Source organism: uncultured Massilia sp. (assembly GCF_913773735.1).
Lineage (GTDB): Bacteria > Pseudomonadota > Gammaproteobacteria > Burkholderiales > Burkholderiaceae_D > Telluria.
Window position 1 is genome coordinate 45,015 of sequence record NZ_CAJYEB010000043.1, and the last position, 23,992, is coordinate 69,006.

Here is a 23,992-nt window from a genome sequence, read left to right on the forward strand (position 1 = left end):
GGGGGTTGTTTCTGCCTCTTACCTCAGGCGCAGGTCATTCCTGACCGACTGCACGCCTTTTACCGTACGGGCGGCCGCGGCTGCGGTCGCCACGTCCTCGGCCGAGCTGACGAATCCGCTCAACCGGACGATTCCTTCCGCCGTGTCGACCTCGATGTCGTTGGACGCCAGCTGCGCGTCCGCCGCCACCGCCGCCTTCACGCCCGCGGTGATCGCCGCGTCGTCGATGGCCGGGGCGGGCGCACTGGAAGCGCATCCTGCAACCATCGCCAGCGCTGCCAGCCATGCCGCGGTCTTGCCGAATCGATTCATTGCCTTGCCTCGTTGCTGCCTCGTTTGCTCATGCTTGCCGGAAGGACCGGCATGTGTCACAGGCTACCGGTTCGCGCCGGCAAGGTCTGTACGACAAATAACACTGGCGCACGCGGCTGGTCAGGCGGGCGCCGCGCCACGGGGCGGCGCGTCTCCCGGCGCGCAGGGCGGCGGATGGCGCCGCCCGCGCGCACGGTGGCGTACCAACGCCGGCAGCCGCGCACATGCCTAGCGCTTGGCGCTCTTGCCCGGCGGCGGCGCCTGCGGCTTGGCGCCGGCGCGGGCGAGCAGGGCGGCGCAGGGGCTGTCCTCGCCGGGACCGGTGTTGATCAGCGGCAGCAGCGCAGCCACCGGCGCGGCCACCACGGCCAGCGCCGCCGCGGCGCCGCCCTTGATCGCCAGTACCTTCTTGTCGAGCGACAGGTCCGGATCCTTGAACGTGCCGCGCACGTAGAACGGCGTGCGCAGCGTGAACAGGCGCAGCGCCTTCGTTTCCGGCTTGATGCGCAGGTCCATGTGCTCGTTCGACATATTCACCCAGCCATTGATGTCGACGATGGCCTCCTCGGTGTCGAGCACGAACGTGCGCGTGCTGGCCACGCCGTTCTTCACGCCGAGGTCCGCGGCCAGGCAGTTCAGTTGCACCGGCTTGTCGCCGAACAGCTTGGTGATGATGATGTTGCCCACGTTCAGGCCGGCCTCCTCGAGCAGCAGCTTGCTCACCACGCCCTGGCTCACCAGGCCCTTCACCTCGCCGTTCGAGTTGGCCAGCATGGCGCCGACCGAGTCGCCGGTGGCGGTCAGCTTGGTCTGGCCGTAGATCTCGCCGACCGTCGCTTGCATCTTCTCGATGGCCGGGAACAGCTGCTTGATCTTGACGTGGCGCGCGGTGGCGTCGAGCGAGGCCTTGATCGGCGTGCCGCCGCCGGCGCTGCCGTCGAGCTTGATGTTCGAATTGACGGTGCCGCCGGCCAGCGCGAAGTTCAGCGGATCGAGCGTCAGCACGCCGTTCTTCATGACGATATGGGTGGATACCTTGCTGATCGGCAGGTCGGCATCCTTGACGATGCGGTCGGCCGCGTACTTGACGTCGGCGTCGATCGTCTTCCACTTGTCGGTGTTGAACTTCTCGACCGGCAGTGCCTTGCTGGCCGGCTGCACCGCCGCCACGCCGCGCGCGCGCTTGCTGGCGTTGGAGTCGGCGCCGACCACCGGACCCAGGTCGGCGAAGCGCAGCTGGCGCGAGCGCACGTCGCCGCTCAGCTTGTTGCGCGGCCGCGCGGTGGCGAATTCGAGACGGCCGGCGATGTCGGACTCGCCGACCCTGCCGGTGAACTTGTCGTAGACCCAGCGCGCATTCTCGCCGTCGCGCCGTCCGGTCAGGTGGCCTTCGGTGGAGAACGCGTGGGTTTCCGGCAGCAGCACGCCGGTGAAGGCGTACAGGCGCGCCATCGAGGGGGCGGCCAGCTTCAGCTGCAGGTCGACGCCGCCGAACTGCGCCGGACGGATGAGGGTGCCCTCGATGGCCACGCGGCTGTCTTTCGAGCGCACGTCGGCCTGCACGGGGAAGGGCGTGTCCTGGTCCTTCAGCGACAGCACGGCGCCGGTCTTGCCGCCGCCGGTGACGGGCGCGCCGTTGTAGTCGCCGTGCACCTTGAAGGCGATGCCGTAGGTCGGATCGTTGGCGATGGTCTCGACGTCGGCCGTGATGTCGGCCTTGGTGACGGCGTCCTGCAGGCGGATCGTGCCGCGGTTCAGGACCACGCGGTCGAGGTCCAGCTCCCACTTCGACTCCTTGTCCTTGCGCCGGTAGGCCCAGTTGTAGTGTTCGGGATCGGTGCGCAGCAGGTCCACGCGCGGGCCGTCGACGCGCACCACGGGCACGTGGATGCGGTGCCCCAGCAGCGCGAACGGGTCGAGCGAGAACGAGAACTGGCGCACGCTGGCGGTGTCGCCGGCGGGCAGGCCGGCCGGATTGCCGACGTGGGTGTCGTCGGCGTACAGGTGCGGCCAGGGGATGTGGTCGCGCCAGGTACGCTGGCCGGCCGGCATGCTGGCGGCCGGGCGTTCCCAGTGCACGGCCAGGTTGCCGCGGATCGCGAACGGGCGTTCGATGGCTTCGCTGACCTTGGCGTTGAGCCACGGCTTGGCGCGATTCCAGTCGAAGGTGAGCAGGATGATGATGGCGATGGCCAGGATCGCCACCAGCACGCCGACGATGCCGAGCGTGATCTTCAGCGGGCGCGCCATGTGCCGGCCCGGCTTGGTTGTTGTCGTCATTGGCCTTCCTCGGTCGGGAGCGGTGTTTATTCCAGATTAACGGAAAGGCCGGGTCATCAATGTGCGGTGCCGCACCGTGGGCCGGCCGGGCTTGCGGCGGCGCAGCGCGTATGTGCGGCAGCGAACCGATCACGGCAGGCAAGAGGGTTATAACGTTACCAACACATTCCCAAGACCCGGAGAACAACAATGGACAAGCACACGATCTCCCTGCCGCTGCCGGCGCGCGCCGCCCTGGTGGCTGCCCTGCTGACGCTGGCCGCCTGCGCCAGCCCCGAGAAGACCCCGGCCACCGCGGCCGTCGCCGTCTCGCACAATGCCGTCGAGAACGCGGTGTCGGCGGGCGCGCCCGAGCTGGCGCCCCAGGAAATCAACGCGGCGCGCGAAAAGATGATGCGCGCCAACCAGGCGCTGGCCGCCAAGGACTACAAGACGGCGCGCGAACTCGCCGTGCAGGCCCAGGCCGACGCCAAGCTGGCGCAGAGCAAGGCGGCATCGGCGAAGGCCACGGCCGCCGCCGACGCGCTCAACGAAGACCTGCGCGTGCTGCGCCAGGAAGTCGACCGCGCCAATTCGGGACAGTAAGCCCGCATCCTTCAGTCGCATTCGCCAACAAGAACCGCGCCGTACCAGGCGCGCCCATGCAGAACAGAAAGGAAGCACCATGAAAGCGTACTTCAAGAAGTCGACCACCGCGATCGCCTCGTCGCTCATGCTCGCCGGCGTCCTGTCGCTGACGGCCTGCAGCACCACCCCGACCACCACGCCGACGCTGGACGAGGCGCGCGCCGACTTCGTCGCCGCCAACAACAATCCGCAGGTCGCGTCGTATGCGCCGATGGAATTCCGCCAGGCCGGCGAGGCGCTCGACCGCGCCAACCAGGCCGCCGCCCAGCGCGAGAGCCTGGACACGATCGACCGCCTGGCCTACGTGGCCAAGCAGCGCATCGCCACCGCCCAGGAAGTGGCCAAGGCCAAGGGCGCCGAAGCCGAGATCGCCAACGCCAGCCGCGAGCGCGACCGCGTGCAGCTGGAAGCGCGCACCGCCGAGGCCGAGCGCGCCAAGCGCGATGCCGCCGCCGCCCAGGCCCAGGCCGCCGATGCCCGGATGCAGGCCCAGGCCGCGCAGGCCCAGGCGGCCCAGCTGGCCGAGCGGTCGTCGCGCCTGGAGGCGCTGCTGGTCGAGCTGCATGCGCAGAAGACCGAGCGCGGCATGGTCGTGACGATCGGCGACGTGCTGTTCGCCACCGACCGCGCCGAGCTGACCCCGAACGGCATGGCGACCGTGCGCAAATTGGCCGAGGTCATGATGCAGAACCCGGACCGCTCCGTGCTGGTCGAAGGATTCACCGACAGCACCGGCAGCGCATCCCACAACAAGGACCTGTCCGAGCGCCGCGCGGCGTCCGTGGCCCAGGCCCTGACCAGCCTCGGCGTGCCGCGCCAGCGCGTGGACATGCGCGGCTACGGCGAAGCGTACCCGGTCGCCGGCAACGACACGGCGGCCAACCGCCAGCTGAACCGTCGCGTCGAAATCGTGCTGTCGAACGATGGCGCGGCGATCCCGCCGCGTGCGGCGCAGCGCTGATTTTTGTTTTTGACCCCCACAAGGAAGGAAAGGTTTTATCATGGAACAGAACGCATCGAATCTGGCGCATGGCTTCGACATCCAGGAGATCCGCCGCGCCGCGGCCAACCTCGAGGACGGCGCCGTCACCGAGGGCTACGCGGCCGACCGCGAGGCGGTCGTCGCCATGCTCAACGCGGCACTGGCTACCGAGCTGCTGTGCGTGCTGCGCTACAAGCGCCACTACTACACCGTGAGCGGCCCGAACACCGGCCACATCAAGGATGAGTTCCTCGAGCATGCCCAGCAGGAGCAGGACCACGCCGACCGCATCGCCGAGCGCATCGTCCAGCTGAACGGCTCGCCCAACTTCAACCCGGCCACGCTGACCCAGCGCAGCCACGCCGAGTACGACGATTCCGAGGACGTGCAGGCGATGATCCGCGCCGACCTGATCGCCGAGCGCGTCGCCATCGAGTCCTACCGCCAGATGATCGCCGCCATCGGCGACAAGGACCCGACCACCAAGAACATGCTCATCGAGATCCTCGCCACCGAAGAGGAACACGCCGACGACATGCGCGACCTGCTGGCCTGAGCCGGCGGCCGTCCATCCCTCACATTCACACCAAGACAAGGAGTACATCATGCTCGAATCCATCCGTGCCAATGCCAATGCGGCCCGCGCCAACGCCAACGCCGCTTCCGTGAACGGCAGCCTGGACGACGCCACCGGCGACGTCAAGGCGCTGGTCCGCGACGCCCAGTCGCTGCTGACCGCCGCCGCCGCCCTGACCGGCAACAAGGCCGACGAGCTGCGCGAGCGCGGCATGCAGATGCTGGACGTTGCCCTGGGCAAGGCCGGCAAGTACCAGGACCAGGCCGTCGTCAAGGGCAAGGAACTGGCCCACACTGCCGATGTCTACGTGAAGGACAATCCGTGGCGCACGGTGGCCGTCGCGGCCGGTGTCGGTCTGCTGCTGGGTGTCGTACTGGGCCGTAAATAATCGCGGTCGGGGGCAGCCATGGATATCAACGAAGCCCGCGTGCAAAGCCCCGGCCTCCTGGGCGGCATCACCAGCCTCACCAAGAACGTGTTCGGCCTCCTGGTCTCGCGCGTGGAGCTTGCCGCGCTCGAGCTGACGGAAGTGCGCAACCATGTGATCGAGCTGATCGCCATTTTCGCGGCGGCTGCCCTGTTCACCTGGTTCGCGCTGGCCTACGGCACCGCCACCATCGTCGCGCTCGCATGGGAGTCGATGGGATGGAAGATCCTGCTGGTCCTGTTCATCGTGTTCGCCGTGCTCACCCTCGTCCTGGTCATGAAGGGCCTGTCCATGCTCAAGCAGGGCAAGCTGGCCTTCCCGGAAACGATGAAGGAATTGCGCAACGACCGCGACATGCTGATGTAAGGAGAAACGATGGAAAAGACGAGCCACCACGGGCACCATGGTGCCCACGAGGAGCGCAAGCGCGCCTTGCTGCGCGAGGGCGAGTTCTACCGCACGGGCGTGGCCCATGCCCGTGCCCAGATCAAGCATGCGGCCAAGCCCGAGGTGATGTTTCACTCGGTCATCGACCATGCGACCTGGGCGCTGCGGACCCGGGCCGACGCCCTGTTGCAGCCCACCGGTACCAGCATCTCGGTGCTGGCCCCGTACGCGCTGACCGTGCTGGGCTTCATCCGCAAGCGCCGCCTCGGCAAGCCGGCGCTGGGCATCGCCGCCCTGGCCGGCATCGCCGCCCTGGTCCTGCAGCGCAAGCGCGCGCATGCACATGGCCAGGATATGACATACTGAGGGTGACGACGGAATGCATCGCCAGATGCGTTCCCGCAGGAAGATTCAAGTGCGCGGCGGCAAGCCTGCTGCGCACGCTACACGAATATGGTGGGGCTTGAGCGGCGTCGCAATCTACGATTGGACGCCGTCTTTTTTTGTGCGTCGCCGCGCGCGTGCATGCGCCGCGCCCCGGCGGGCCACGCAAAAAAGCCGGCACCCGCGTGCCGGCTTGCGCGCCGATCGCGGCGCTCGCTGCGATCAGTAACGGTAGACGCGGCCGTCGACCACGCGCACGCGGTTACCTACGCGCAAATCGTAGACGCTGTCCTGCACGATGGTGCGGTACTCGCCATTGTCCAGACGGACATTGACTGCATACATTTGCTGCCCTTCGGGATTGCGGTTCGCCTCGACGCGGTTGCCGATCGCCGCGCCGGCCACGCCGCCGGCCACGGTGGCCGCCGTGCGGCCGCCGCCGCTGCCGACCTGGTTGCCGGCCAGCGCGCCGACCAGGCCGCCGACGATGGCGCCGGCGCCGCTGGTGCGGTTGTCGCCGGTCGTGACCTGGATCGACTCGATGGTGCCGTAGCCCATCGAGGCCGTGTTGTCGTAGCCGCCGCGGTAGCCGTCGCTACCGTAGTACGGCTGGGAACTATTGCTTGCGCAACCGCCGAGGATTGCACCGGCCGCGACGAGGGCGGCAATCGAACGCATGGCTTTCATGACTTGTTCTCCTGGCAAAGATGTGATGTCCAGATTAAGCAGTCGGGTTGCCAGGGTCTGTGCGATGACGCACCCATTGATAGTGCGTCAAGTCCATGTCCTTACAACACTGCTGTACTGTGTTCGGCAGCGAACAGAAATTCCCCTTACGGCAGAGTAAAACTACAACTGTCGAGAACAAGGAGAACAACATGCGGACACCCCATATGATCCTGCTGCTTGCCGCGGCCCTGTTGTGGGCGGCGGGCCATGCGCGGGCGGCGACGCCCGAAGCGCGCCAGGCGTTCCAGCAGGCGCGCGACGCGGCGGCGGCCAGCTACAAGGCGGCGCGCGCGCAGTGCGACACGCTGGCCGGCAATCCGAAGGACTTGTGCGTGGCGACGGCCAAGGCGGCGCGCGTGCATGCCCAGGAAGAGGCGCGCGCCCGCTACGAGGACACGCTGCAGGCCTATACCCGGGCGCGCATGCGCATCGCGGCGGCCGATTACGACCGCGAGAAGGTGCGCTGCGCCGGCTTCACGGGCAACGACAAGGACGTGTGCCAGGCGCAGGCCAAGGCCGCGCTGGTGGCGGCCCAGGCCGATGCCAAGGCCGACCGCAAGGCGATCCAGGCGCGCAACGAGGCGCAGGACGACAAGCTGGAGGCGTCGTGGCGCGTGGCCAAGCAGCGCTGCGACGCGTTCGCCGGCGCCGCCAAGGACCAGTGCATGGCGGACGCGAAGTCGGCATTCGGCAAGTGAAGGCCGGTCACGCCAGGGTCCATGACGTCATGACCCTGCCATGACCGGCTTCAGCGGGTCCGCCCGCATCCTGCTCATCGGAGCGTAACCGGCAATACCACCACCAACAACAAGGAGTTCACCATGAACATCACCAAACGTGTCGCTACCGCCATCTTCACCGCCACCGTCGCCTTCACCATCGTCGGCTGCTCCTCGTCGCCGACCAAGGAAAGCACCGGCGAATACGTCGACGATTCCGTCATCACCGCCAAGGTGAAGGCATCGATCTTCAACGAGCCGACCCTGAAGTCGACCGAGATCAATGTCGAGACCTACAAGGGCGACGTCCAGCTGTCGGGCTTCGTGGCCCAGCCGGAAGATGCCAAGAAGGCCGCCGACCTGGCGCGCGGCGTGAAGGGCGTGACCTCGGTCAAGAACGATATCCGCGTAAAATAAGCCGGTACCGGCCATGCCGGCAGGGAGCCGCAGGGTGGGCATGCGGGGCCGCGGGCCTCGCATGCACCGTGCCCACCACGAGCCGGCATGATGCACGCAGTCGGTGGGCACGGGGTGCCCACCCCACAGGTTGAACAGGTACCACATGCAGCTCGCCAACTCCGGCTCCCTTGCCACCGACGCCGCCGCGCCTCCGGCCCCGGCCCAGCCTGAATCCGTCGGCACCGCCGCCCGCGAGGCCGGCCTCGTCGACGCCGCCGGCGCGCCGACCGGCGAAGAGCTGGGCGCCCAGCACGGGCAACTGCGCCTGCCGGTGCACGTCAATGCGCGCGGCCTGACGCTGGCCGTGATCGCCACCGTCGCTTTCGTATTCGGCCTGCAATGGGCCAAGAATTTCTTCGTGCCGCTATTGCTCGGCATTTTCATCGCCTACACCCTGAGCCCCGTCGTGCGCTGGCTCGAGCGCTGGCACATCCGCCGCGCCATCGGCGCCACCCTCGTCACCGCCGTGATCCTGGTCGCCATGGCGCTGACCATCCAGCGCGTGCAGGGCGAGATCTTCAACATCGTCGACGAACTGCCCGCGCTCACGCACAAGGTCACGCGCCTGATCATGCAGGCCTCGGACGGCCAGCCGTCGACGATCCAGCGCGTGCAGGCCGCCGCCGCCGAGATCGAGCAGGCCGCCGCCGCCAATGCGAGCGGCGCGCGCCATGCGCCGGCGCGGCGGGCGCCGCCGTCGCTGTCCGTGCCGGCGTCGCAGCAGACGCCGGGCGCCAGCAATTTCCGCGTCATGGACTGGCTGCTGGCCGGCTCGGTCGGCCTGGCCAGCTTCGTCTCGCAGGCCACGATGGTCGTGTTCCTCGTGTTCTTCCTGCTGCTGGCCGGCGACACCTTCAAGCGCAAGCTCGTCAAGCTGACCGGGCCGTCGCTGACGCGGAAGAAGGTCACGGTGCACATCCTCGAGGACATCAACACCTCGATCCAGAACTACATGTTCATGTTGCTGGTCACCAACGCGCTGCTGGCGCTGCTGATGTGGGTGGCGCTGCGCATGATTGGCCTGGAAAACGCGGGCGCCTGGGCCATCTTCGCCGGCGTGGCCCACGTGATGCCGTATTTCGGCCCCCTGTTGATCACCTCGGCCACCGGCCTGGTCGCCTTCCTGCAGTTCGAATCGCTGCAGATGGTGATCCTGGTGGCGGGCGCCTCGCTGGCCATCGCCACCCTGGTCGGCATGGTCGTCACCACCTGGATGACCGGCAAGATCGCCAAGATGAACCCGGCCGCGGTCTTCGTCAGCCTGCTGTTCTGGGGCTGGCTGTGGGGCATGTGGGGGCTGCTGCTGGGCGTGCCCGTCGTCGTCGTGATCAAGGTCGTGGCCGAGCGCGTCGAAGGCATGGAAGTCGTCGCCGAACTGCTGGGCGAATGATGCCGTGGCACGGGACGGCCAGGCCGGTCGTGGTGGAGCGCATCCCGGGGGCGTGACGCCGCCGCGGAAGGCGTCCCGGCCTGGCGCCGGGAGACGGTCCTGCCGCGAACGCACCTGCCGCCGCGCGCCGGCGCATCCGCTTTCCGCATGCGGCACGAGCTACGGCGACGATGCGCCATACCCCATGCCATACCCCATGCCGCGTCCCGGGCCGGGATGACGCGGGGGGAAGGGCGCCGACGGCGCCGCGCGACGGCCCCGCGGCGCCGTCGCGCAAGCGCTTCCCGCTGGCTTACCTGGACGGGGCGCGGGCGCCGGCGCTGCCGCCGCGTCCGCTGGTATCCGGCACGTCCTTCTTGCGCAGGCTGCCCAGCTGGATGGCGTACTGGCGCGCGAACTCGGCGCCCAGGAAGAAGATCTGCGCCGAATAATAGACCCACAGCAGCAGGGCGATCAGCGATCCGGCGGCGCCGAAACTGCTGGTGGTGCTGCTGTTGCCGATGTACAGGCCGATCGCGAACTTACCCAGCGTGAACATGACGGCCGTGCCCAGCGCGCCGATGGTGACGTCGTGCCAGGACAGCTTGATCCGCGGCAGCAGCTTGTAGATCACGCCGAACAGCACGGCGATCACGAGGAAGCCGAAGCCGGAAGCGACCCAGCCGAGCACCACGGTGGCCGATTGCCAGATCCCGCCGAAGAACTTTTCCACGAACGACAGCGCGGCCGAGACCACGAGCGAGGTCATCAGTAGCAGCGCGAGCGTGAGGATCAGGCCGAAGGAGAGCAGGCGCGTGCGCACCGTGTCCCACCAGCTGGCGTTCGGCGGCGGCGGCACGCCCCAGATCTCGTCGAGGCTGTCCTTGAGTTCGGAAAAGGCGCTGGTCGCGCCGACCACCAGCAGCACCGAGGCGATGATGGTGGCGAGCTTGCCGCTTTCCTGGTCGCGCGCCCCGGCCAGGATCGCCTGGATCGTTTCCGCGCCCTGCGGGCCGACCAGGCCGCGCAATTCGTGGATCAGCTGGCCCTGCGCGGCTTCCTGGCCGTAGAAGAAGCCGGCGATCGCGATCACCAGCACCAGGATCGGCGCCAGCGAGAACAGCGAATAATACGCCAGGGCCGCGCCCTTGCTGGCGGCCCGGTGGTCCATCCATTCGGAGACGGCGCAGCGCATCACGTGGACGAGCTGGCGCGAGAAAGGTACCCAGTTTTGTACTGCCATCGCGTGTTCTCCGTAGAAAAAAACAACGCGCCCGAAGGCGCGTTGGATCGGAGCGCCCGGTCGGGGGCGCTCGACAGGTCCATGTGATGGACCGGCATGAACCTTACTGCACGCGGCGTTCGATGGTGATCTGCTCGACCTCGACGCGGCGGTTCGGTGCCAGGCACTCGATCAGTTCCGATTTCTTCTTCTGGTTGCAATCGGTGACGACCGGGTTTTCCTCGCCACGGCCGACGGCCTTCAGGCGGCTGCCGTCGATGCCCTTGCTGATCAGGTAGTCACGCACGGCGTTGGCACGGCGCTCCGATAGCTTCTGGTTGTACTTCTCCGAGCCCAGGCGGTCGGTGTAGCCGGTGATCGTGATGTCGCTGATCGAGGTGTCGGCGTTCAGCGCGGCGGCGATCTCGTCCAGCTTCGGTGCCGGCATGACCAGCTCGGCCTTGTCGAACGCGAACATCTTGGTCGCTTCCAGGGTCACTTTCTCGAAGCGTGCCGGCGGCGGCGGCGGCGGCGCGACCGGTGCCGGTGCCGGCGGCGGGGTCTCGACGACCGGGGCCGGTGCCGGGGCCGGAGCCGGGCGCGGCGGCGGGTTGAACGCGTAGTTCAGGCTCAGCGAGACGTACTTGTTCAGCGACTTGTCGAAGCCGAACTGGTCGTCGTCGCGGATCCAGCCCTTGACGGCGCGGGCGTCGGCCTGCAGCGACCACTGGTCGTTGATGCCTACCTGGAAGCCCAGGCCGGCGGTGGCGTACGGCGACCAGCCTTTCTGGATGCCCAGGCCCGGACGGCCCATGCGGTCACGCTGGCCACCGACGCCGACCAGCAGGAACGGACGGAAGTTCTTACGCGACAGCATCAGCAAGGCATCCGCGCCAACCAGCGTCTGGCGGTAGTCGAAGCCGTTTTCCTCGGCGCGTGCATGGGTGGCGCCGATCTGGATGTCCCACAGCGGGTGGACAGCCTTACCGAACTTCAACCCGCCGCCCCAGTCCTTCTTGTCGGTGCCGAAGTCCGCGTCCGGCTTGATGCCGACGACGGTCGGCATCACGTACCAGGACGGGTTGATGACTTCTTCTTGCGCCATTGCCGAAGCGGCGGAGCACAGGATGGCGGCAGCCAGGGCGATCTTCTTCGTATTATTCACAGGTAACTCCCATAAGTTGTAAAGGTACTTGACATCGCATGCCTTGCAGTGATGTTGATGACAAGCTTACAAGCCGGCAATTCTTTAGGTCAGTGCGCTAGCGCACCTAAGCGCCGATTGTTGTGGCGATCTTACAACGTAGTCATTTATGTCACGGTTGCCGAGTGTTTCTGAATGTTACGAACTGCGTCATACGTCGTGCCATCGTCAGCCAACGTCGCGCAGCCCCGGCACATGCCGATGACAGGGAAACCATGCATATACGCCATCCGCGGCCGTCATGGCGGCGTCATACGGACCGCCCTCCATGTCATATCGCTCCTCCGGCCCTCTCCGCCATGTCATGAAAGCCATGTTGCAGCGTTGCAAATATGCAACATCAACATGATTTGCACATTCATTGGATGACGGTCGAGGTGTCGAGTTCAATTTCTGGCACTGATCAAACGCATGTTCCTGGACGCCTTTTGGCGGCCTCGTCTTTAACCGGCATCAAGGCGCGCTGCCAAAAAATTACTTTTGGAAATTTTTAGAAATGTTGGATGGCGCACAGACCGGGCATGGTAGGGCAGGCAATCTTGTAACCAGTTAAGCGGAACCGACGTGTTGTCAGCAGGTCATACGACACATGCCGGTCCCGGGCCTCACCAGAACACAGTCTTTTATACGGAGCAGACCAATATGCATGCAGCGACTCACCACAATGCGGTGCAAGGCGACCTCAACGCAGTGCACACTTCCAGCAATTCTGCACTGATCGAACGTGTCCCGCCGCAACCGACCGAGCGCGCCCCGATTTCGCTGGCGCCGATCGAACGCGTGCGGTCGACTTCGGCCACCCAGCGCCGCATCGAGAACATGCAGAAGCTGATTGGCGAGCTGCAAACGCACGAGATGCTGGCCGACGAAATCGCCTGGTTCCTGAAATTCTCGCCGTCGGGCGCCCGTAAATACATCCGCGACCTGCGCGAAGCCGGCGTGATCGAACTGGCACGCTACATCGAGGGCACCGCCACCTACCTGGGCAAGGCCGTCTACCGTATCTCCCCGGATCCGGACCGCGTCAAGGCCTTCCTGGGCGCCATCTGCCAGCCGAAGCGCGAAGGCGCCGCGCCGCGCAAGGAACGTCCGGGCCTGCGCGAGCAGAGCATGGCCGGCACCGGCCGCCACTTCCACATCCTGGCCGACGACACCCACTACGCGATCCGCGTGAACCGCAGCCCGGTCGCCCGCGATCCGCTGGTCGCCGCGCTGTTCGGCCCGGCGCCGAACCAGGTCGCCAAGGAACGCGCCTGATTCCGGATCCCGCATGCCGGGCGGCCCCGGCCGCACCGCGAAGACGCCACCCGCCATCGGCCGGTGGCGTTTTTTTATTGCTTGCCAATTGAAAAGGCGGCAAGAGTTCCCATATGCCCGCTCAGGCGGCGCCCTTGCCGCCACGACCAACGAGGAGAATCCATGCTGCCGAATGCCGAATCACTGGAAGGAAAACGCGTCCCCGACGTGACGTTCAAGGCGCGTCCCAACGACCAATGGCGCGACATTACGACCGATGAGCTGTTCAAGGGCAAGACCGTCGTCGTGTTCGCCCTGCCGGGCGCGTACACGCCGACCTGTTCGTCGGCGCACCTGCCGCGCTACAACGAGCTGGCGCCGGTGCTGCGCGAGAACGGCGTCGACGACATCGTCTGCATCTCGGTCAACGACGCCTTCGTCATGAATTCCTGGCAGGGCGGCCAGGAAGCCGGCAACATCACCATGATCCCGGACGGGAACGGCGACTTCAGCGAAGGCATGGGCCTGCTGGTCGACAAGCGCGACCTGGGCTTCGGCAAGCGTTCCTGGCGCTACTCGATGCTGGTCAAGGATGGCGTCATCGACAAGATCTTCATCGAGGAAGACAAGGAAGGCGATCCGTTCGAGGTGTCCGACGCCGATACCATGCTGCGCTACATCAATCCGCAGGCCGAACCGCGCGAGCCGGTCGTCATCTTTTCCAAGCCAGGCTGCCCGCACTGCGCGCGCGCCAAGGCCGTGCTCAAGGCCAATGGCGTCGTCTTCACCGATCTCTCCCAGGACGCCACCATCAACACCAGCGTCCTGCGCGCTGTCTCCGGGGAAATGACCTGGCCGCAGGTGTTCATCGGCGGCCGCCTGGTCGGCAATGCCGATGCCGTCGAAGCCCACTTCGCGCCGAAGGCCGCCGCGGCGCCGGCCGCCTGACCGGGGAGGCACGATGGAAGCCGCACTGGCCTGCGCCGTCGTCGCCGGGGCGCTGCTGCTGGCCTGGCAGGTCCCGCGCTGGCGCCTGCGCCGCGTGCTGGCCCGGCCCCTGAGTCCGGTGCAACTGGGCTGGATCGAGCGCAACGTCGACCAGTACCGGGGCATGCCGCCGGACCTCCAGCAGCAGTTGCAGCGCCTGACCAAGCAGTTCCTGCACGAAAAGACCTTCGTCGGCTGCGCGGGGCTGGGGGTGACCGAGGAGATGCGCGTGACGATCGCGGCCCAGGCCTGCCTGTTGCTGCTGAACCGTCCCATGCGCGTCTATCCGGGCCTGCATGCGGTGCTCGTGTACCCCGGCGCCTTCCTGGTGCCGCGCAAGGAGGCCGACGAGGCCGGCGTCGTCACCGAGACGCGCCAGGACCTGCTGGGCGAATCCTGGGGCGACGGCCGCGTGATCCTGTCCTGGGAACACGTGCGCCGCGCCGGCCTGGCGCCCGAGGGCACGCACAACGTCGTGCTGCACGAGTTCGCGCACCAGCTCGACAGCGAATCGGGCAGCAACAACGGCGCGCCCATCCTCGGCAGCGCCGAACGCTACCGCAGCTGGTCGGAGACGCTGGGCCGCGACTTCGCGCTGCTGCGGCGCGACACCATCTGGGGCTACCGCGACGTGCTGGACCCGTACGGCGCCACCAACCCCGCGGAATTCTTCGCCGTCGCCACCGAGACCTTCTTCGAGCAGCCGCACGCGCTGGCGGCCGGCCACCCGGCGCTGTACGCCGAGTTCCAGGCCTATTTCCGGGTCGACCCGCGCGCCTGGTTCGCGGCGCCGGTAGTGGAGCCGGGGCCGGCGACGGTGGACTACGGGCAGTGGCGCTAGGCGCCTGGCCGGCACGCATGGCACGCCCGGCGGCGCCCGCCGGGCCGCTGCCGCTGGGCTGCGTGCGCTCTCGTACAGACCTTGCGGCCGCGCGGGCGCATGCTGGGCCTCATCGAATGCAGAGGAGTCGGCCATGTCCACCATCATCGCAGGACACTTCCAGCTTCAGGACGACGTCGACCAGGCGCGCCGCGCACTGGCCGACGCGGGTTTCCAGAGCGAACGCATCAGCGGTTTCTACCTGAGCCAGCCGGGCCAGCACGACATGACGCCCATCGGCGGCGACCACATCACGTCACCGGGCGCCAAGGAGTCGCCCGAAGGCGTGGCGCAGGGCGTCGGCGCCGGTGCCGCCATCGGCGCGGTGGCGGGCGCGGCCACGGCGCCGCTCACCGGGCCGATCGGCCCCGTGGTGGGCGGCCTGGTCGGCGCCCACGTCGGTTCGCTGTTCAGCTTCACCAAGATGAAGGACGCCGGCGAGCGGGAGGAGGGCGGCCGCGCCCCCGTCGAGAACCGCCATGCCGGCATGCTGGTGGCCGTCGCCTTCGACGATCCGGCCCAGGAGCACCGCGCGGTCGAGGTATTGCGCGGCCTGGGCGCCACCCAGCTCGAGCGGGCGCAGGGCAATATCGTCGACGGCGACTGGGCCGACTTCGATCCGGCCAGCGTCCCCGACATCATCCGCTGAGGGTAGCGGGTGGACATTTTGTCGCACCGCAGCAAAAATTTGTTTTATGGCAAAAATGCGGTGATATGATGGGCTCGCGTCAATCAGCGGAGTCCACATGGAAGCGTCGAAACCGGCACACCCTTATTACGACCGATTGATCGCCGCGGCGCGGCGCATCGGTCCCGTCGCGGTCGCCGTCGCCCACCCCTGCGACGGCCACGCGCTGGAGGCGGCGCTCGATGCCGCGCGCATGGGCCTGATCGAACCGATCCTGGTCGGACCGCGCGCCCGCATCCTCGCCGCGGCCGACGCGGCCGGCCTCGACGTGGCGGCCCTGCCGCTCGTGGATACCGAGCACAGCCACGAATCGGCGGCGCGCGCCGTCGAACTCGTACGCGAAGGCAAGGCCGCCGCGCTCATGAAGGGCAGCCTGCACACCGACGAGCTGATGGGCGCCGTGGTGTCCTCGACCACCGGCCTGCGCACCGCGCGCCGCCTGAGCCACTGCTTCGTCATGGACGTGCCGGGCCGCGCCGAACCTCTGATCATCACCGATGCCGCCGTCAACATCGTGCCCACGCTGGAGGCCAAGGCGGACATCGTCCAGAACGCGATCGACCTGGCCCACGTGCTGGGCTTCCCCGAGGTGCGCGTGGCGATCCTCGCGGCCGTCGAGACCGTCAGCGCCAAGATGCCGTCGACCATCGACGCGGCCGCCCTGTGCAAGATGGCCGACCGCGGCCAGATCACCGGCGCCGTGCTCGACGGTCCGCTGGCGATGGACAATGCGATCGACATGCAGGCGGCCGCGCTCAAGCACATCGTCTCGCCCGTCGCGGGCCGCGCCAACGTGCTGGTCGCGCCCGACCTGGAGGCGGGCAACATGCTGGCGAAAAGCCTCAGCTTCATGGCCGGCGCGGCCGCCGCCGGCATCGTGCTGGGCGCGCGCGTGCCGCTGATCCTGACCAGCCGCGCCGACTCGGTCGCCGCGCGCCTGGCGTCCTGCGCGGTGGCGGTGCTGGTGGCGCGCGCCAAGCTGGCCGACGCGCGCCTGCTGGGCGGCTGACATGATCGCCGCCAACGACGGCATCGTCGTCCTGAATGCCGGTTCGTCCAGCATCAAGTTCTCGCTGTACAGCGGCGCCGGGCTGGACCTGACGTTCAAGGGCAGGATCGAGAACCTGTATAGCGGCCCCACGCGCTTTTCGGCCCGCGATGCCGCCGGCGCGTCGATCGGCGCCGAGGAATGGGGCGAGGCGCTCGACCACGCCGCCGCCATGCGCTACCTGGTAGACTTCGCGGCCGGCCACCTGGGCGGCTACCGCGTGCTGGCCGCCGGCCACCGCATCGTCCACGGCGGCACGCACTACAGCGGCCCCCGGCGCCTGGACGCGGAGGCGCTCGCCTACCTGGACACGCTGGTCCCGCTGGCGCCGCTGCACCTGCCGCACAACCTGGCGGCCGTGCGCGCGGTGGCGCAGCTGGCGCCGCACCTGCCGCAGGTCGGCTGCTTCGACACCGCCTTCCACAGCGTCCAGCCGGCGCTGGCGCAGGCGTTCGCGCTGCCGCCCGCGGTGACCGACCTGGGCGTGCGCCGCTACGGCTTCCACGGCCTGTCCTACGAATACATCGCCAGCCGGCTGCCGCAGGCCGATCCGGCGCTGGCCCGGGCGAAGGTCGTGGCCGCCCACCTGGGCAATGGCGCCAGCATGTGCGCGATGGCGGGCGGACGCAGCGTCGCCAGCACGATGGGCTTCACCGCCGTCGAAGGCTTGCCGATGGGAACGCGCTGCGGCGCGCTCGATCCCGGCGTCGTGCTGTACCTGATCCAGGAACTCGGCATGGACGTGGCCCGGGTGCAGGAAATGCTGTACCAGCAGTCGGGCCTGCTCGGCGTGTCCGGCATCTCGTCCGACATGCGCGCGCTGGAGGCGAGCGGCGACCCGCGCGCGCGCCTGGCCATCGACCTGCTGGTCTACCGCATCGGGCGCGAGCTCGGTTCGCTGGCGGCAAGCCTGGGCGGACTCGACGCGCTGGTGTTTTCGGGAGGCATCGGCGAGAACAGCGTCGCCCTGCGCGCCGCCGTCTGCCGCGACGCGGCCTGGCTCGGCGTCGCGCTGGACGAGGCGGCGAATGCGGCGCCGCGCGGCGTGGCGCGCATCAGCCGGCCGGACAGCCGCGTCGCCGTCTGGATCGTGCCCGCCGACGAAGAACTGATGATTGCCCGCCATACCCTCGACCTGATGGAGCGCCCCGCATGACCGCAACCACTTACCCCATCCTGGAAGGCAAGCGCGCGCTGGTGGTCGGCGTCGCCAACGAGCACTCGATCGCCTACGGCTGCGCGCTCGCCTTCCGCCGCCTCGGCGCCGACCTGACGCTGACCTACCTGAACGACAAGGCCAGGCCCTACGTGGAGCCGCTGGCGCGCGACCTGGGCGCCGAACTGCTGCCGCTGGACGTGACCAGCGACGCGCAGATGGACGCCGTGTTCGCGGCGCTGGCGCGCCACGGCCGGCTCGACATCCTGGTCCACTCGATCGCCTGGGCGCCGAAGGACGCGTTGCAGGGGCGCCTGATGGATTGTCCGCTGGACGGCTTCCTGAGCGCGATGGACATTTCCTGCCACTCCTTCCTGCGCATGGCGCGCCGCGCCGCGCCGCTGATGACGGCGGGCGGCACCCTGTTCGCGATGAGCTACCACGGCGCCCGGAAGGTGGTGCCGAACTACGACGTGATGGGGCCGGTCAAGGCCGCCCTGGAGGCGTCCTGCCGCTACCTCGCGCACGAACTGGGGCCGCGCGGCATCCGCGTGCACGCGATCTCGCCGGGGCCGCTGCAGACGCGCGCGGCGTCGGGCCTGAAGGACTTCGAGCTGCTGCTGCGCGACGCGGTGGCGCGCGCCCCGCTCGGCGAGCTGGTCGACATCGTCGACGTCGGCAATACCTGCGCCTACCTGGCGTCCGACTATGCGCACCGGCTGACGGGCAGTACCGTCTACGTCGATGGCGGCCTCAACATCGTGGCCTGAACGGGAGGCGGCATGCAAGTGGTCCTGTCCGGCCTGTGCGGCGACGATTGCGAGGACAGCGTCAGCGCGCACCTGTCGCGCTACCTGCGGATCGAGCACGTGTGCATGATCCGCGACGGCAAGCCCGACAGTCCGTGGGCGCTGCTCGAAGTCGGCGATTCCTACGAGCGCGTCTGGGATGCCTGCAATGCCCTGCGTGGCGTTTTTCATCGCGGCAAGCAACTGCGCCTCTATATCCCGCTGCACCAGACCGGTACCTGACTCGACAGCAGTCTGGCTTTGACCTGTCTCAAAGTTTCTTTTGCTCGGCATCCTAGACTCGATGCTTCGTGCTGCGCAGCCGCGCGGCAGTTTCCAGAGGAGACGATGCGCCATGCAAGAGCAAAAAGTGGCCTTGGTGACGGGTGGCATGGGAGGACTGGGCACGGCGATCTGCCGGCGCCTGCAGGATGCGGGATTCCGGGTGGCGGCGACCCATTCGCCGGGCAATGCCGGGCCGGAGGCCTGGCTGGCCGCCCAGCGCGACGACGGCTACCGTTTTCGCGCGTACAAGGTCGACGTGACCGACTACGGCGACTGCGAATGGATGATGCAGAAGCTGCTGGCCGAGATGGGCCGGATCGACGTGCTGGTGAACAATGCCGGCATCACGCGCGACCGCAGCCTGAAGAAGATGACGCGCGAGGACTGGCAGGCGGTGCTGCGCACCAACCTCGACAGCGTGTTCAACATGAGCAAGCAGGCCATCGAGCCGATGCTGGCGCAGCGCTGGGGCCGCATCATCAACATCGCGTCCGTGAACGGCCAGCAGGGCGCCTTCGGCCAGGCCAACTACGCGGCCGCCAAGGCCGGCGTGCACGGCTTCACCAAGGCGCTGGCGCTGGAGACGGCGCGCCACGGCGTGACCGTCAACACGGTGTCGCCGGGCTACCTGCGCACCAGGATGACGGACGGCGTGCCCGCCGACGTCATGCGCGACCGCATCCTGCCGCAGATCCCCGTCGGCCGGCTCGGCGAGCCGGACGAGGTGGCGGGGCTGGTGGCCTACCTGGCGTCGGAGGAAGCGGGCTTCATGACCGGGGCCAACCTGGCCATCAATGGCGGGCAGCACATGTGCTGAAAGACCGCGTGCCGCCCCGCCTGGCGCGGGCGGCACGCCGCGGGGCCGCCGGGAGGCCACCGCCGGGAGGCGCGGTCAGGAGGCCGCGGGTGGGTGCTCGTGCAGCGCGCTCGTGTCGAGCTGCGTCTTGAGGCGGTCGATCGCGACGAGGATGGGCCCCGCCTGGCCGCTGGCGGCCGCGGCGGCCAGGCCGAGCAGGCGCGCCACCAGCGTGATGCCGTCGCCGATGTGCGTGATCCGGCGGATCTTGTCGGCGGCATCGGCCGTCAGCTGCACCAGCTGCGCCTGCGGCCGGCCCAGCGCCGTCACGATGCAGGCGGCGGCGTCCGCGTACAGGCGGTTGGCGCGCTGGCGCAGTTCGATCTCGGCGTCCAGCAGGGCGCGCGCGGCCGCCTGTTCCGAGGCCGGCACGTTGCCGCCGCCGTGGCGGCCGATGTCGCGCATCACCCGCGCGTGGATATCGTCGGCGCAGGCGCTCAGGCGGTCGGCCAGTTCCTCGACCTGGCGCGCGCTGGCCAGCGCCTCGGCCGGCGAGGGCGGCGGCGCGGACGGCGGCGTGGACTGGACCGCGGCGGCCGGCGCAGGCGTTTGCGGGTCGGACGGGCGCGGCGGCGGCGCGGGGGTCGGCGTGGGCGTGGGCGTGGGCGTGGGCGTGTCGTTGGCCATGCGGTTTCCTCGGGAGCGGTGGTCAGTCGGACAGGGAATCGCGCAGGTTGCGCAGGTCGCGGCCGTAGCCGGCCAGCAGCTTGCGCACCTCGTCGCCGCGCAGGTCGTTCAGGTGCTCGCGCATCTTCTGGTGGCCCAGCGCCACCTTGGTCAGGCCCTGCAGGGCGGCGTCGTAGCGCTTGTCGACCAGCCGGTACTCGGTCGACTTGTTCAGGTAGTGCACCTTGGCCAGCGTCACCAGCATGCGGTCGGCGTTCCTGCTCGAGAACGGGATCTCGACGTCGAAGATGCCCAGTACCGTCTTCTTCTCGTTCTCGTTGGTCTTGGCGTACAGGCGGGTCAGGGCGATCATCGCTTCCAGCAGCACCTGCACGTCGGCGTCGCCGTCGCGCACCATGGTTTCCACGCTGCGGTTCTGGTAGCCGGACGCGATCACCCGCGTCAGCAGCCGCGTCAGGCCGGTGTAGGCGGCGACGTGGCGCTGCTGCAGGCCGGATTCGGCGTTCGCCTTCAGCCCGTTGCCGAGGTCATCGATGCGCTCGGATAGGTCGTAGCGGGCGTCGCCGGCCAGCACGCCGAGCGTCTGCATGTACAGCACCACGCTTTTCTGGATGCTGACGAAGTCGTCGTAGACGGCGCGCCGGCGCGCATCGTTCTCTTTCGCGATGCGGTCGGCGGCGGGCGACAGGTAGGGCTGCTCGCGCTCGTAGGTGTCGCGGTAGCGGCGCGACAGCTCGCCGTACCCGCCCAGGCGCGCCGAGGCGTCGGCGAAGTCGCGCACCTCGGCCAGGCTGACCGGGCCGTTGCTGGCGCAGCCGCCCAGCAGCAGCGCGCAGGCGAGCAGGAGCAGGAAGGAACAACGCGAGGACAGGCGGCGGAAATCCATGGGTCCTTTCTGGTCGGCAAATGGCCGTGCCCGAAAAGCCCCATTTTTTCAAAGCTGCCGTGCGCCGATATTGCCCAAGCTCAAGAGCTTGAGCGATACGCGCCTAACCGTCAGCGCGCCGGCGCCAGTCGCTCGCGCCAGCCCAGGCCGGCGACGGTGTCGCCGCGCGGGTGGTATTCGCAGCCGACCCAGCCGTCGTAGCCGAGCTCGTCGAGCAGGCCGAACAGGAAGGGATAGTTGATTTCGCCGGTGCCCGGTTCGTGGCGGCCCGGCACGTCGGCGACCTGGATGTGGCGCACCAGCGGCAGCAGTTCGCGCAGCGTGTGCGCCAGGTCGCCTTCCATGCGCTGCATGTGGTAGACGTCATACTGCAGGAACAGGTTGTCGACGGCGCATTCGGCGACGATGGCGGCGGCTTGCCGGCTGTGCGTCAGGAAGTAGCCGGGGACGTCGCGGTCGTTGATCGGCTCGATCAGGAGGTCGATGCCGTGCGGCGCCAGCCTGGCGGCGGCGAAGCGCAGGTTGTCGACGAACGTCGCGTGGGCGCGTTCCGGCGCCACGGCCGGGTGCAGCTTGCCGGCCAGGCAGTGCAGGCGTTTCACGCCCAGCTCGACGGCGTATTCGAGCGCCAGTTCGACGCTGTCCTGGAATTCGCCGATGCGGCGCGGATCGCAGGCCATGCCGCGCTCGCCCGCCGCCCAGTCGCCGGCCGGCAGGTTGTGCAGCACCAGTTCCAGCTGGTAGCGTTGCAGGCGGCCGAGGATCTGCTCCGTCTCGAAGGCGTAGGGAAACAGGAATTCGACGCCGTCGAAGCCCGCCGCGCGGGCCGCGGCGAAGCGTTCGAGGAAGCCGAGATCGTTGAACAGCAGGCTCAGGTTGGCGGCGAAACGGGGCATGGGGGCTCTTCTTGTTTATTGAACGAAACAGCCCTCCATGCTAGCCGATTTGCCGCCGCCACGCCGCGCGCCGCGCGCGCGTCGGACGCCTGCTCAGCCGTTTGTCGGCGCGCTCGCCGCCGGCGCATCGTCGAGCGCGCGCATCGGCGTGAACAGCCAGGCCAGCAGCGCGGCGCCGGCCAGGCCCAGGCCTGCGCCGGCGAACAGCGTGCCGAGCGCGATGCGCGCGGCCAGCCAGCCGGCCAGCGAGGCCGCCAGCGGCGCCAGGCCCATGAAGATGAACATGAAGATGCTCATCATGCGCCCCAGCATGGCTTGCGGCACGCGTTGCTGCAGCCAGGTGAACACCGCCACGTTGACGAAGCCGCCCAGCACGCCGATGGCGACGTTGACGACCATGCCCTGCCAGCTGGCGGTGATGAACCCCAGCGGCACCAGCAGCAGGCCGACGACGGCGTCCACCGCCAGCAGCGTCGTGCCCAGGTTGCCGAGCCGGCGCCGGCCCCACATGCCGGACAGGGCCATGCCCGCCAGCGCGCCGGCGCCGTGCGCGCCCATCAACAGGGCCAGCGCGGACGCGCCGTGCAGGCGCTCGTTCGCCAGCAGCGGCAGCGCCACCTGCATGATGCCGCCGACGATGCAGGCGCACAGTCCCCAGTAGACGAAGCAGGTGCGCAGCGTGCGGTCGCGCCAGACCAGCGCGAGTCCCGCGCCGATGGCGCGCAGCACCGGCTGCGGCGGCGCCGCCGCCACCGTGCGCGGCCGGACCCGGGCCAGGGTCCACGCCGACAGCGCATAGGTGAAGGCGTCGACGCCGAAGGCCAGCGCCAGGCCGCGCGCGCTGCCCATGCCGGCGCTGCCGTCGCCGCCCAGCACGAACAGCAGGCCGGCCAGCAGCGGCCCGGCCAGCGTGGTCACCTGGCGGATCGCCATCATCATGCCGTTGGCCGCCTGCAGGCGTTCCGGCGCGATGGCGTGCGGTAGCATCGAGGTGCCGGCCGGGATGCTGAAGGCCGAGGCCAGCGACAGGCCCAGCGCCAGCGCCACCACGACCGGCAAGGTCGCCTGCGCCGTCCACACCAGCACGCACAGGATCGCGAGCAGGGCGGTGTTCACGTGCTTGGTCAGCATCAGCACGCGCTTGGGGGAATGGCGGTCGACCAGCGCGCCCCCGAACAGGATCAGCACGGCGCGCGGCACGCCCATCAGCGCCACGACCAGGCCCAGCGCGACCGGATCGCCGGTCAGCTTGAGCACCAGCCAGGGCAGGGCGATCAGGGTGAACTGGTCGCCCAGGGCGGAAACGGCGCCGCCGCCCATCAGCCAAGCGAAATTGGCGTCGCGCAGCAGCGCGCCCCGGCCGGCGGCCGCGTCCGCCCGGGCGTTCATTGCGGCACGCCGGCGATCTGGGCCAGCAGCGCGGACGTCGCCTCGAGCTGGGCGCGCGACGGGCCGCCCAGCACGGCGCGGCTGATGTTGTCGACGACGACCGTCGCGTTGGTGACCAGTTCGGCCCCTGCCGGCGTGATGATCGCGTAGCCGACGCGGGCGTCGCGCGGGTCGCTCTGGCGCCCGACGAGGCCGATCTTTTCCAGCGGCAGCAGCGAGCGGGTGACGCCGGACGCGGTCAGGCCCAGCTTGTCGGCCAGGTCGACGCGGCGCAGGCGCCCGCCCGGCGCCTGCTGCAGGTGCCGCAACAGCTGGTAGTCGGCGAAGCTGATGCCGTGGTGGCCGCCCAGCGCGTTGTCGAGGCGGCGCGACAGGGTCGCCCAGGCGCGCGCCATGCGCAGGGAGAATTCGGTGGTCAGGGTGTCGGTGCTCATGGGGCCTCCAGTGTTTGCGTGATGGTTGAGTGATCAAGTATATGTGCTCTTGCAATGGTTTGCAAGTACTTGAGTACTCAACTATATGTCGCTTGTGGGACCCGAACAACGTCGCCCCGCCGCAGGACGGGGCCCAGGTTTTCAGCGCAGTCGAAACG

At 68.7% G+C, this 23,992-nt stretch carries 28 protein-coding genes; 18 read left to right on the plus strand and 10 right to left on the minus strand.

Annotated elements, in window-relative coordinates:
- Positions 1 to 18: 18 nt before the first annotated feature.
- Positions 19 to 312, minus strand: coding sequence for a BON domain-containing protein (locus QZ749_RS22800; RefSeq protein ID WP_296951901.1), 294 nt, complete (start codon positions 310 to 312; stop codon positions 19 to 21).
- Between the two features lie 228 nt (positions 313 to 540).
- Entirely contained in the window at positions 541 to 2,592 is a 2,052-nt protein-coding gene (locus QZ749_RS22805) for an AsmA family protein (RefSeq protein ID WP_296951904.1), read from the minus strand.
- A 189-nt stretch (positions 2,593 to 2,781) separates the two neighbouring features.
- On the opposite strand from QZ749_RS22805, the gene QZ749_RS22810 reads away from it, so the two are divergent.
- From QZ749_RS22810 to QZ749_RS22835, 6 genes are all read left to right on the plus strand, one after another.
- Positions 2,782 to 3,177 (plus strand): DUF4398 domain-containing protein, encoded by a 396-nt coding sequence (locus QZ749_RS22810; RefSeq protein WP_296951908.1) that lies wholly within the window; start codon positions 2,782 to 2,784, stop codon positions 3,175 to 3,177.
- A 79-nt stretch (positions 3,178 to 3,256) separates the two neighbouring features.
- On the plus strand, positions 3,257 to 4,180 hold the full coding sequence (locus QZ749_RS22815) for an OmpA family protein (protein WP_296951911.1): 924 nt from the start codon (positions 3,257 to 3,259) through the stop codon (positions 4,178 to 4,180).
- A 40-nt stretch (positions 4,181 to 4,220) separates the two neighbouring features.
- Positions 4,221 to 4,757, plus strand: a complete 537-nt coding sequence (locus tag QZ749_RS22820; RefSeq protein ID WP_296951914.1) for a bacterioferritin — start codon at positions 4,221 to 4,223, stop codon at positions 4,755 to 4,757.
- Between the two features lie 49 nt (positions 4,758 to 4,806).
- Positions 4,807 to 5,166 carry a YqjD family protein gene (locus QZ749_RS22825; protein ID WP_296951917.1) on the plus strand — a complete coding sequence of 120 codons (360 nt, stop codon included), beginning with the start codon at positions 4,807 to 4,809 and terminating at the stop codon, positions 5,164 to 5,166.
- Between the two features lie 18 nt (positions 5,167 to 5,184).
- Entirely contained in the window at positions 5,185 to 5,571 is a 387-nt protein-coding gene (locus tag QZ749_RS22830; RefSeq protein WP_296951920.1) for a phage holin family protein, read from the plus strand.
- A 9-nt stretch (positions 5,572 to 5,580) separates the two neighbouring features.
- On the plus strand, positions 5,581 to 5,958 hold the full coding sequence (locus QZ749_RS22835; protein WP_296951923.1) for a hypothetical protein: 378 nt from the start codon (positions 5,581 to 5,583) through the stop codon (positions 5,956 to 5,958).
- 240 nt (positions 5,959 to 6,198) lie between these two features.
- Here the strand turns inward: QZ749_RS22835 and QZ749_RS22840 are convergent, their stop codons facing one another.
- Positions 6,199 to 6,663, minus strand: coding sequence for a glycine zipper 2TM domain-containing protein (locus tag QZ749_RS22840; RefSeq protein ID WP_296951925.1), 465 nt, complete (start codon positions 6,661 to 6,663; stop codon positions 6,199 to 6,201).
- A gap of 191 nt (positions 6,664 to 6,854) precedes the next feature.
- On the opposite strand from QZ749_RS22840, the gene QZ749_RS22845 reads away from it, so the two are divergent.
- The 3 genes from QZ749_RS22845 (at position 6,855) to QZ749_RS22855 (ending at position 9,273) form a co-directional block, all read left to right on the plus strand.
- Positions 6,855 to 7,403, plus strand: a complete 549-nt coding sequence (locus tag QZ749_RS22845) for a hypothetical protein (protein WP_296951928.1) — start codon at positions 6,855 to 6,857, stop codon at positions 7,401 to 7,403.
- A gap of 123 nt (positions 7,404 to 7,526) precedes the next feature.
- Positions 7,527 to 7,841, plus strand: a complete 315-nt coding sequence (locus tag QZ749_RS22850) for a BON domain-containing protein (RefSeq protein ID WP_296951931.1) — start codon at positions 7,527 to 7,529, stop codon at positions 7,839 to 7,841.
- 145 nt (positions 7,842 to 7,986) lie between these two features.
- On the plus strand, positions 7,987 to 9,273 hold the full coding sequence (locus QZ749_RS22855; protein WP_296951933.1) for an AI-2E family transporter: 1,287 nt from the start codon (positions 7,987 to 7,989) through the stop codon (positions 9,271 to 9,273).
- Between the two features lie 292 nt (positions 9,274 to 9,565).
- On the opposite strand, the gene QZ749_RS22860 is transcribed toward QZ749_RS22855, so the two are convergent.
- Positions 9,566 to 10,495 (minus strand): YihY/virulence factor BrkB family protein, encoded by a 930-nt coding sequence (locus tag QZ749_RS22860; RefSeq protein ID WP_296951936.1) that lies wholly within the window; start codon positions 10,493 to 10,495, stop codon positions 9,566 to 9,568.
- A gap of 103 nt (positions 10,496 to 10,598) precedes the next feature.
- Positions 10,599 to 11,639: an OmpA family protein gene (locus QZ749_RS22865; protein ID WP_296951939.1), complete on the minus strand. Its 1,041-nt coding sequence runs from the start codon at positions 11,637 to 11,639 to the stop codon at positions 10,599 to 10,601.
- A 681-nt stretch (positions 11,640 to 12,320) separates the two neighbouring features.
- On the opposite strand from QZ749_RS22865, the gene QZ749_RS22870 reads away from it, so the two are divergent.
- The 9 genes from QZ749_RS22870 to phbB all read left to right on the plus strand — a co-directional run bounded on the left by QZ749_RS22870 (position 12,321) and on the right by phbB (position 19,563).
- Positions 12,321 to 12,935, plus strand: a complete 615-nt coding sequence (locus QZ749_RS22870; protein WP_296951942.1) for a winged helix-turn-helix domain-containing protein — start codon at positions 12,321 to 12,323, stop codon at positions 12,933 to 12,935.
- 162 nt (positions 12,936 to 13,097) lie between these two features.
- Positions 13,098 to 13,862 carry a glutathione peroxidase gene (locus QZ749_RS22875; RefSeq protein ID WP_296951945.1) on the plus strand — a complete coding sequence of 255 codons (765 nt, stop codon included), beginning with the start codon at positions 13,098 to 13,100 and terminating at the stop codon, positions 13,860 to 13,862.
- Between the two features lie 13 nt (positions 13,863 to 13,875).
- A complete protein-coding gene (locus QZ749_RS22880; RefSeq protein ID WP_296951948.1) occupies positions 13,876 to 14,742 on the plus strand; it encodes a zinc-dependent peptidase in 867 nt (288 codons plus the stop codon).
- Between the two features lie 133 nt (positions 14,743 to 14,875).
- The gene (locus QZ749_RS22885) at positions 14,876 to 15,430 is read left to right on the plus strand and encodes a hypothetical protein (protein ID WP_296951950.1); all 555 of its coding nucleotides are present in this window, start codon (positions 14,876 to 14,878) and stop codon (positions 15,428 to 15,430) included.
- Between the two features lie 97 nt (positions 15,431 to 15,527).
- Complete coding sequence (locus QZ749_RS22890; RefSeq protein ID WP_296951952.1) at positions 15,528 to 16,478, plus strand: phosphate acetyltransferase; 951 nt, start codon at positions 15,528 to 15,530, stop codon at positions 16,476 to 16,478.
- Between the two features lies 1 nt (position 16,479).
- Positions 16,480 to 17,673 (plus strand): acetate/propionate family kinase, encoded by a 1,194-nt coding sequence (locus QZ749_RS22895; protein ID WP_373896852.1) that lies wholly within the window; start codon positions 16,480 to 16,482, stop codon positions 17,671 to 17,673.
- Positions 17,670 to 18,443 carry an enoyl-ACP reductase FabI gene (gene fabI / locus QZ749_RS22900; RefSeq protein WP_296951954.1) on the plus strand — a complete coding sequence of 258 codons (774 nt, stop codon included), beginning with the start codon at positions 17,670 to 17,672 and terminating at the stop codon, positions 18,441 to 18,443. The genes QZ749_RS22895 and fabI overlap by 4 nt, the downstream gene beginning before the upstream one ends.
- Before the next feature lie 12 nt (positions 18,444 to 18,455).
- Entirely contained in the window at positions 18,456 to 18,704 is a 249-nt protein-coding gene (locus QZ749_RS22905) for an RNA-binding protein (RefSeq protein ID WP_296951957.1), read from the plus strand.
- Between the two features lie 112 nt (positions 18,705 to 18,816).
- Positions 18,817 to 19,563 carry an acetoacetyl-CoA reductase gene (phbB, locus tag QZ749_RS22910; protein WP_296951959.1) on the plus strand — a complete coding sequence of 249 codons (747 nt, stop codon included), beginning with the start codon at positions 18,817 to 18,819 and terminating at the stop codon, positions 19,561 to 19,563.
- 75 nt (positions 19,564 to 19,638) lie between these two features.
- Here phbB and QZ749_RS22915 read toward each other — a convergent pair whose 3' ends face one another.
- The 5 genes from QZ749_RS22915 to QZ749_RS22935 form a co-directional block, all read right to left on the minus strand.
- Positions 19,639 to 20,229, minus strand: coding sequence for a hypothetical protein (locus tag QZ749_RS22915; protein ID WP_296951963.1), 591 nt, complete (start codon positions 20,227 to 20,229; stop codon positions 19,639 to 19,641).
- A 22-nt stretch (positions 20,230 to 20,251) separates the two neighbouring features.
- Positions 20,252 to 21,115, minus strand: coding sequence for a hypothetical protein (locus tag QZ749_RS22920; RefSeq protein ID WP_296951966.1), 864 nt, complete (start codon positions 21,113 to 21,115; stop codon positions 20,252 to 20,254).
- Positions 21,116 to 21,225: 110 nt separating this feature from the next.
- Positions 21,226 to 22,011 (minus strand): 2-oxo-tetronate isomerase, encoded by a 786-nt coding sequence (gene otnI, locus QZ749_RS22925; protein ID WP_296951968.1) that lies wholly within the window; start codon positions 22,009 to 22,011, stop codon positions 21,226 to 21,228.
- Positions 22,012 to 22,104: 93 nt separating this feature from the next.
- Positions 22,105 to 23,400 (minus strand): MFS transporter, encoded by a 1,296-nt coding sequence (locus QZ749_RS22930; RefSeq protein ID WP_296951970.1) that lies wholly within the window; start codon positions 23,398 to 23,400, stop codon positions 22,105 to 22,107.
- Positions 23,397 to 23,834 (minus strand): MarR family winged helix-turn-helix transcriptional regulator, encoded by a 438-nt coding sequence (locus QZ749_RS22935; protein ID WP_296951972.1) that lies wholly within the window; start codon positions 23,832 to 23,834, stop codon positions 23,397 to 23,399. Before QZ749_RS22935 ends, QZ749_RS22930 begins: the two co-directional genes overlap by 4 nt.
- Positions 23,835 to 23,992 lie beyond the last annotated feature (158 nt).

Excerpts from the sequence above, each read along its gene's own strand:
- QZ749_RS22800 (WP_296951901.1), bottom strand. The coding sequence starts at position 312 with ATGAATCGATTCGGCAAGACCGCGGCATGGCTGGCAGCGCTGGCGATG.
- QZ749_RS22805 (WP_296951904.1), bottom strand. The coding sequence starts at position 2,592 with ATGACGACAACAACCAAGCCGGGCCGGCACATGGCGCGCCCGCTGAAG.
- QZ749_RS22810 (WP_296951908.1), top strand. The coding sequence starts at position 2,782 with ATGGACAAGCACACGATCTCCCTGCCGCTGCCGGCGCGCGCCGCCCTG.
- QZ749_RS22815 (WP_296951911.1), top strand. The coding sequence starts at position 3,257 with ATGAAAGCGTACTTCAAGAAGTCGACCACCGCGATCGCCTCGTCGCTC.
- QZ749_RS22820 (WP_296951914.1), top strand. The coding sequence starts at position 4,221 with ATGGAACAGAACGCATCGAATCTGGCGCATGGCTTCGACATCCAGGAG.
- QZ749_RS22825 (WP_296951917.1), top strand. The coding sequence starts at position 4,807 with ATGCTCGAATCCATCCGTGCCAATGCCAATGCGGCCCGCGCCAACGCC.
- QZ749_RS22830 (WP_296951920.1), top strand. The coding sequence starts at position 5,185 with ATGGATATCAACGAAGCCCGCGTGCAAAGCCCCGGCCTCCTGGGCGGC.
- QZ749_RS22835 (WP_296951923.1), top strand. The coding sequence starts at position 5,581 with ATGGAAAAGACGAGCCACCACGGGCACCATGGTGCCCACGAGGAGCGC.
- QZ749_RS22840 (WP_296951925.1), bottom strand. The coding sequence starts at position 6,663 with ATGAAAGCCATGCGTTCGATTGCCGCCCTCGTCGCGGCCGGTGCAATC.
- QZ749_RS22845 (WP_296951928.1), top strand. The coding sequence starts at position 6,855 with ATGCGGACACCCCATATGATCCTGCTGCTTGCCGCGGCCCTGTTGTGG.
- QZ749_RS22850 (WP_296951931.1), top strand. The coding sequence starts at position 7,527 with ATGAACATCACCAAACGTGTCGCTACCGCCATCTTCACCGCCACCGTC.
- QZ749_RS22855 (WP_296951933.1), top strand. The coding sequence starts at position 7,987 with ATGCAGCTCGCCAACTCCGGCTCCCTTGCCACCGACGCCGCCGCGCCT.
- QZ749_RS22860 (WP_296951936.1), bottom strand. The coding sequence starts at position 10,495 with ATGGCAGTACAAAACTGGGTACCTTTCTCGCGCCAGCTCGTCCACGTG.
- QZ749_RS22870 (WP_296951942.1), top strand. The coding sequence starts at position 12,321 with ATGCATGCAGCGACTCACCACAATGCGGTGCAAGGCGACCTCAACGCA.
- QZ749_RS22875 (WP_296951945.1), top strand. The coding sequence starts at position 13,098 with ATGCTGCCGAATGCCGAATCACTGGAAGGAAAACGCGTCCCCGACGTG.
- QZ749_RS22880 (WP_296951948.1), top strand. The coding sequence starts at position 13,876 with ATGGAAGCCGCACTGGCCTGCGCCGTCGTCGCCGGGGCGCTGCTGCTG.
- QZ749_RS22885 (WP_296951950.1), top strand. The coding sequence starts at position 14,876 with ATGTCCACCATCATCGCAGGACACTTCCAGCTTCAGGACGACGTCGAC.
- QZ749_RS22890 (WP_296951952.1), top strand. The coding sequence starts at position 15,528 with ATGGAAGCGTCGAAACCGGCACACCCTTATTACGACCGATTGATCGCC.
- QZ749_RS22895 (WP_373896852.1), top strand. The coding sequence starts at position 16,480 with ATGATCGCCGCCAACGACGGCATCGTCGTCCTGAATGCCGGTTCGTCC.
- fabI (WP_296951954.1), top strand. The coding sequence starts at position 17,670 with ATGACCGCAACCACTTACCCCATCCTGGAAGGCAAGCGCGCGCTGGTG.
- QZ749_RS22905 (WP_296951957.1), top strand. The coding sequence starts at position 18,456 with ATGCAAGTGGTCCTGTCCGGCCTGTGCGGCGACGATTGCGAGGACAGC.
- phbB (WP_296951959.1), top strand. The coding sequence starts at position 18,817 with ATGCAAGAGCAAAAAGTGGCCTTGGTGACGGGTGGCATGGGAGGACTG.
- QZ749_RS22915 (WP_296951963.1), bottom strand. The coding sequence starts at position 20,229 with ATGGCCAACGACACGCCCACGCCCACGCCCACGCCCACGCCGACCCCC.
- QZ749_RS22920 (WP_296951966.1), bottom strand. The coding sequence starts at position 21,115 with ATGGATTTCCGCCGCCTGTCCTCGCGTTGTTCCTTCCTGCTCCTGCTC.
- otnI (WP_296951968.1), bottom strand. The coding sequence starts at position 22,011 with ATGCCCCGTTTCGCCGCCAACCTGAGCCTGCTGTTCAACGATCTCGGC.
- QZ749_RS22930 (WP_296951970.1), bottom strand. The coding sequence starts at position 23,400 with ATGAACGCCCGGGCGGACGCGGCCGCCGGCCGGGGCGCGCTGCTGCGC.
- QZ749_RS22935 (WP_296951972.1), bottom strand. The coding sequence starts at position 23,834 with ATGAGCACCGACACCCTGACCACCGAATTCTCCCTGCGCATGGCGCGC.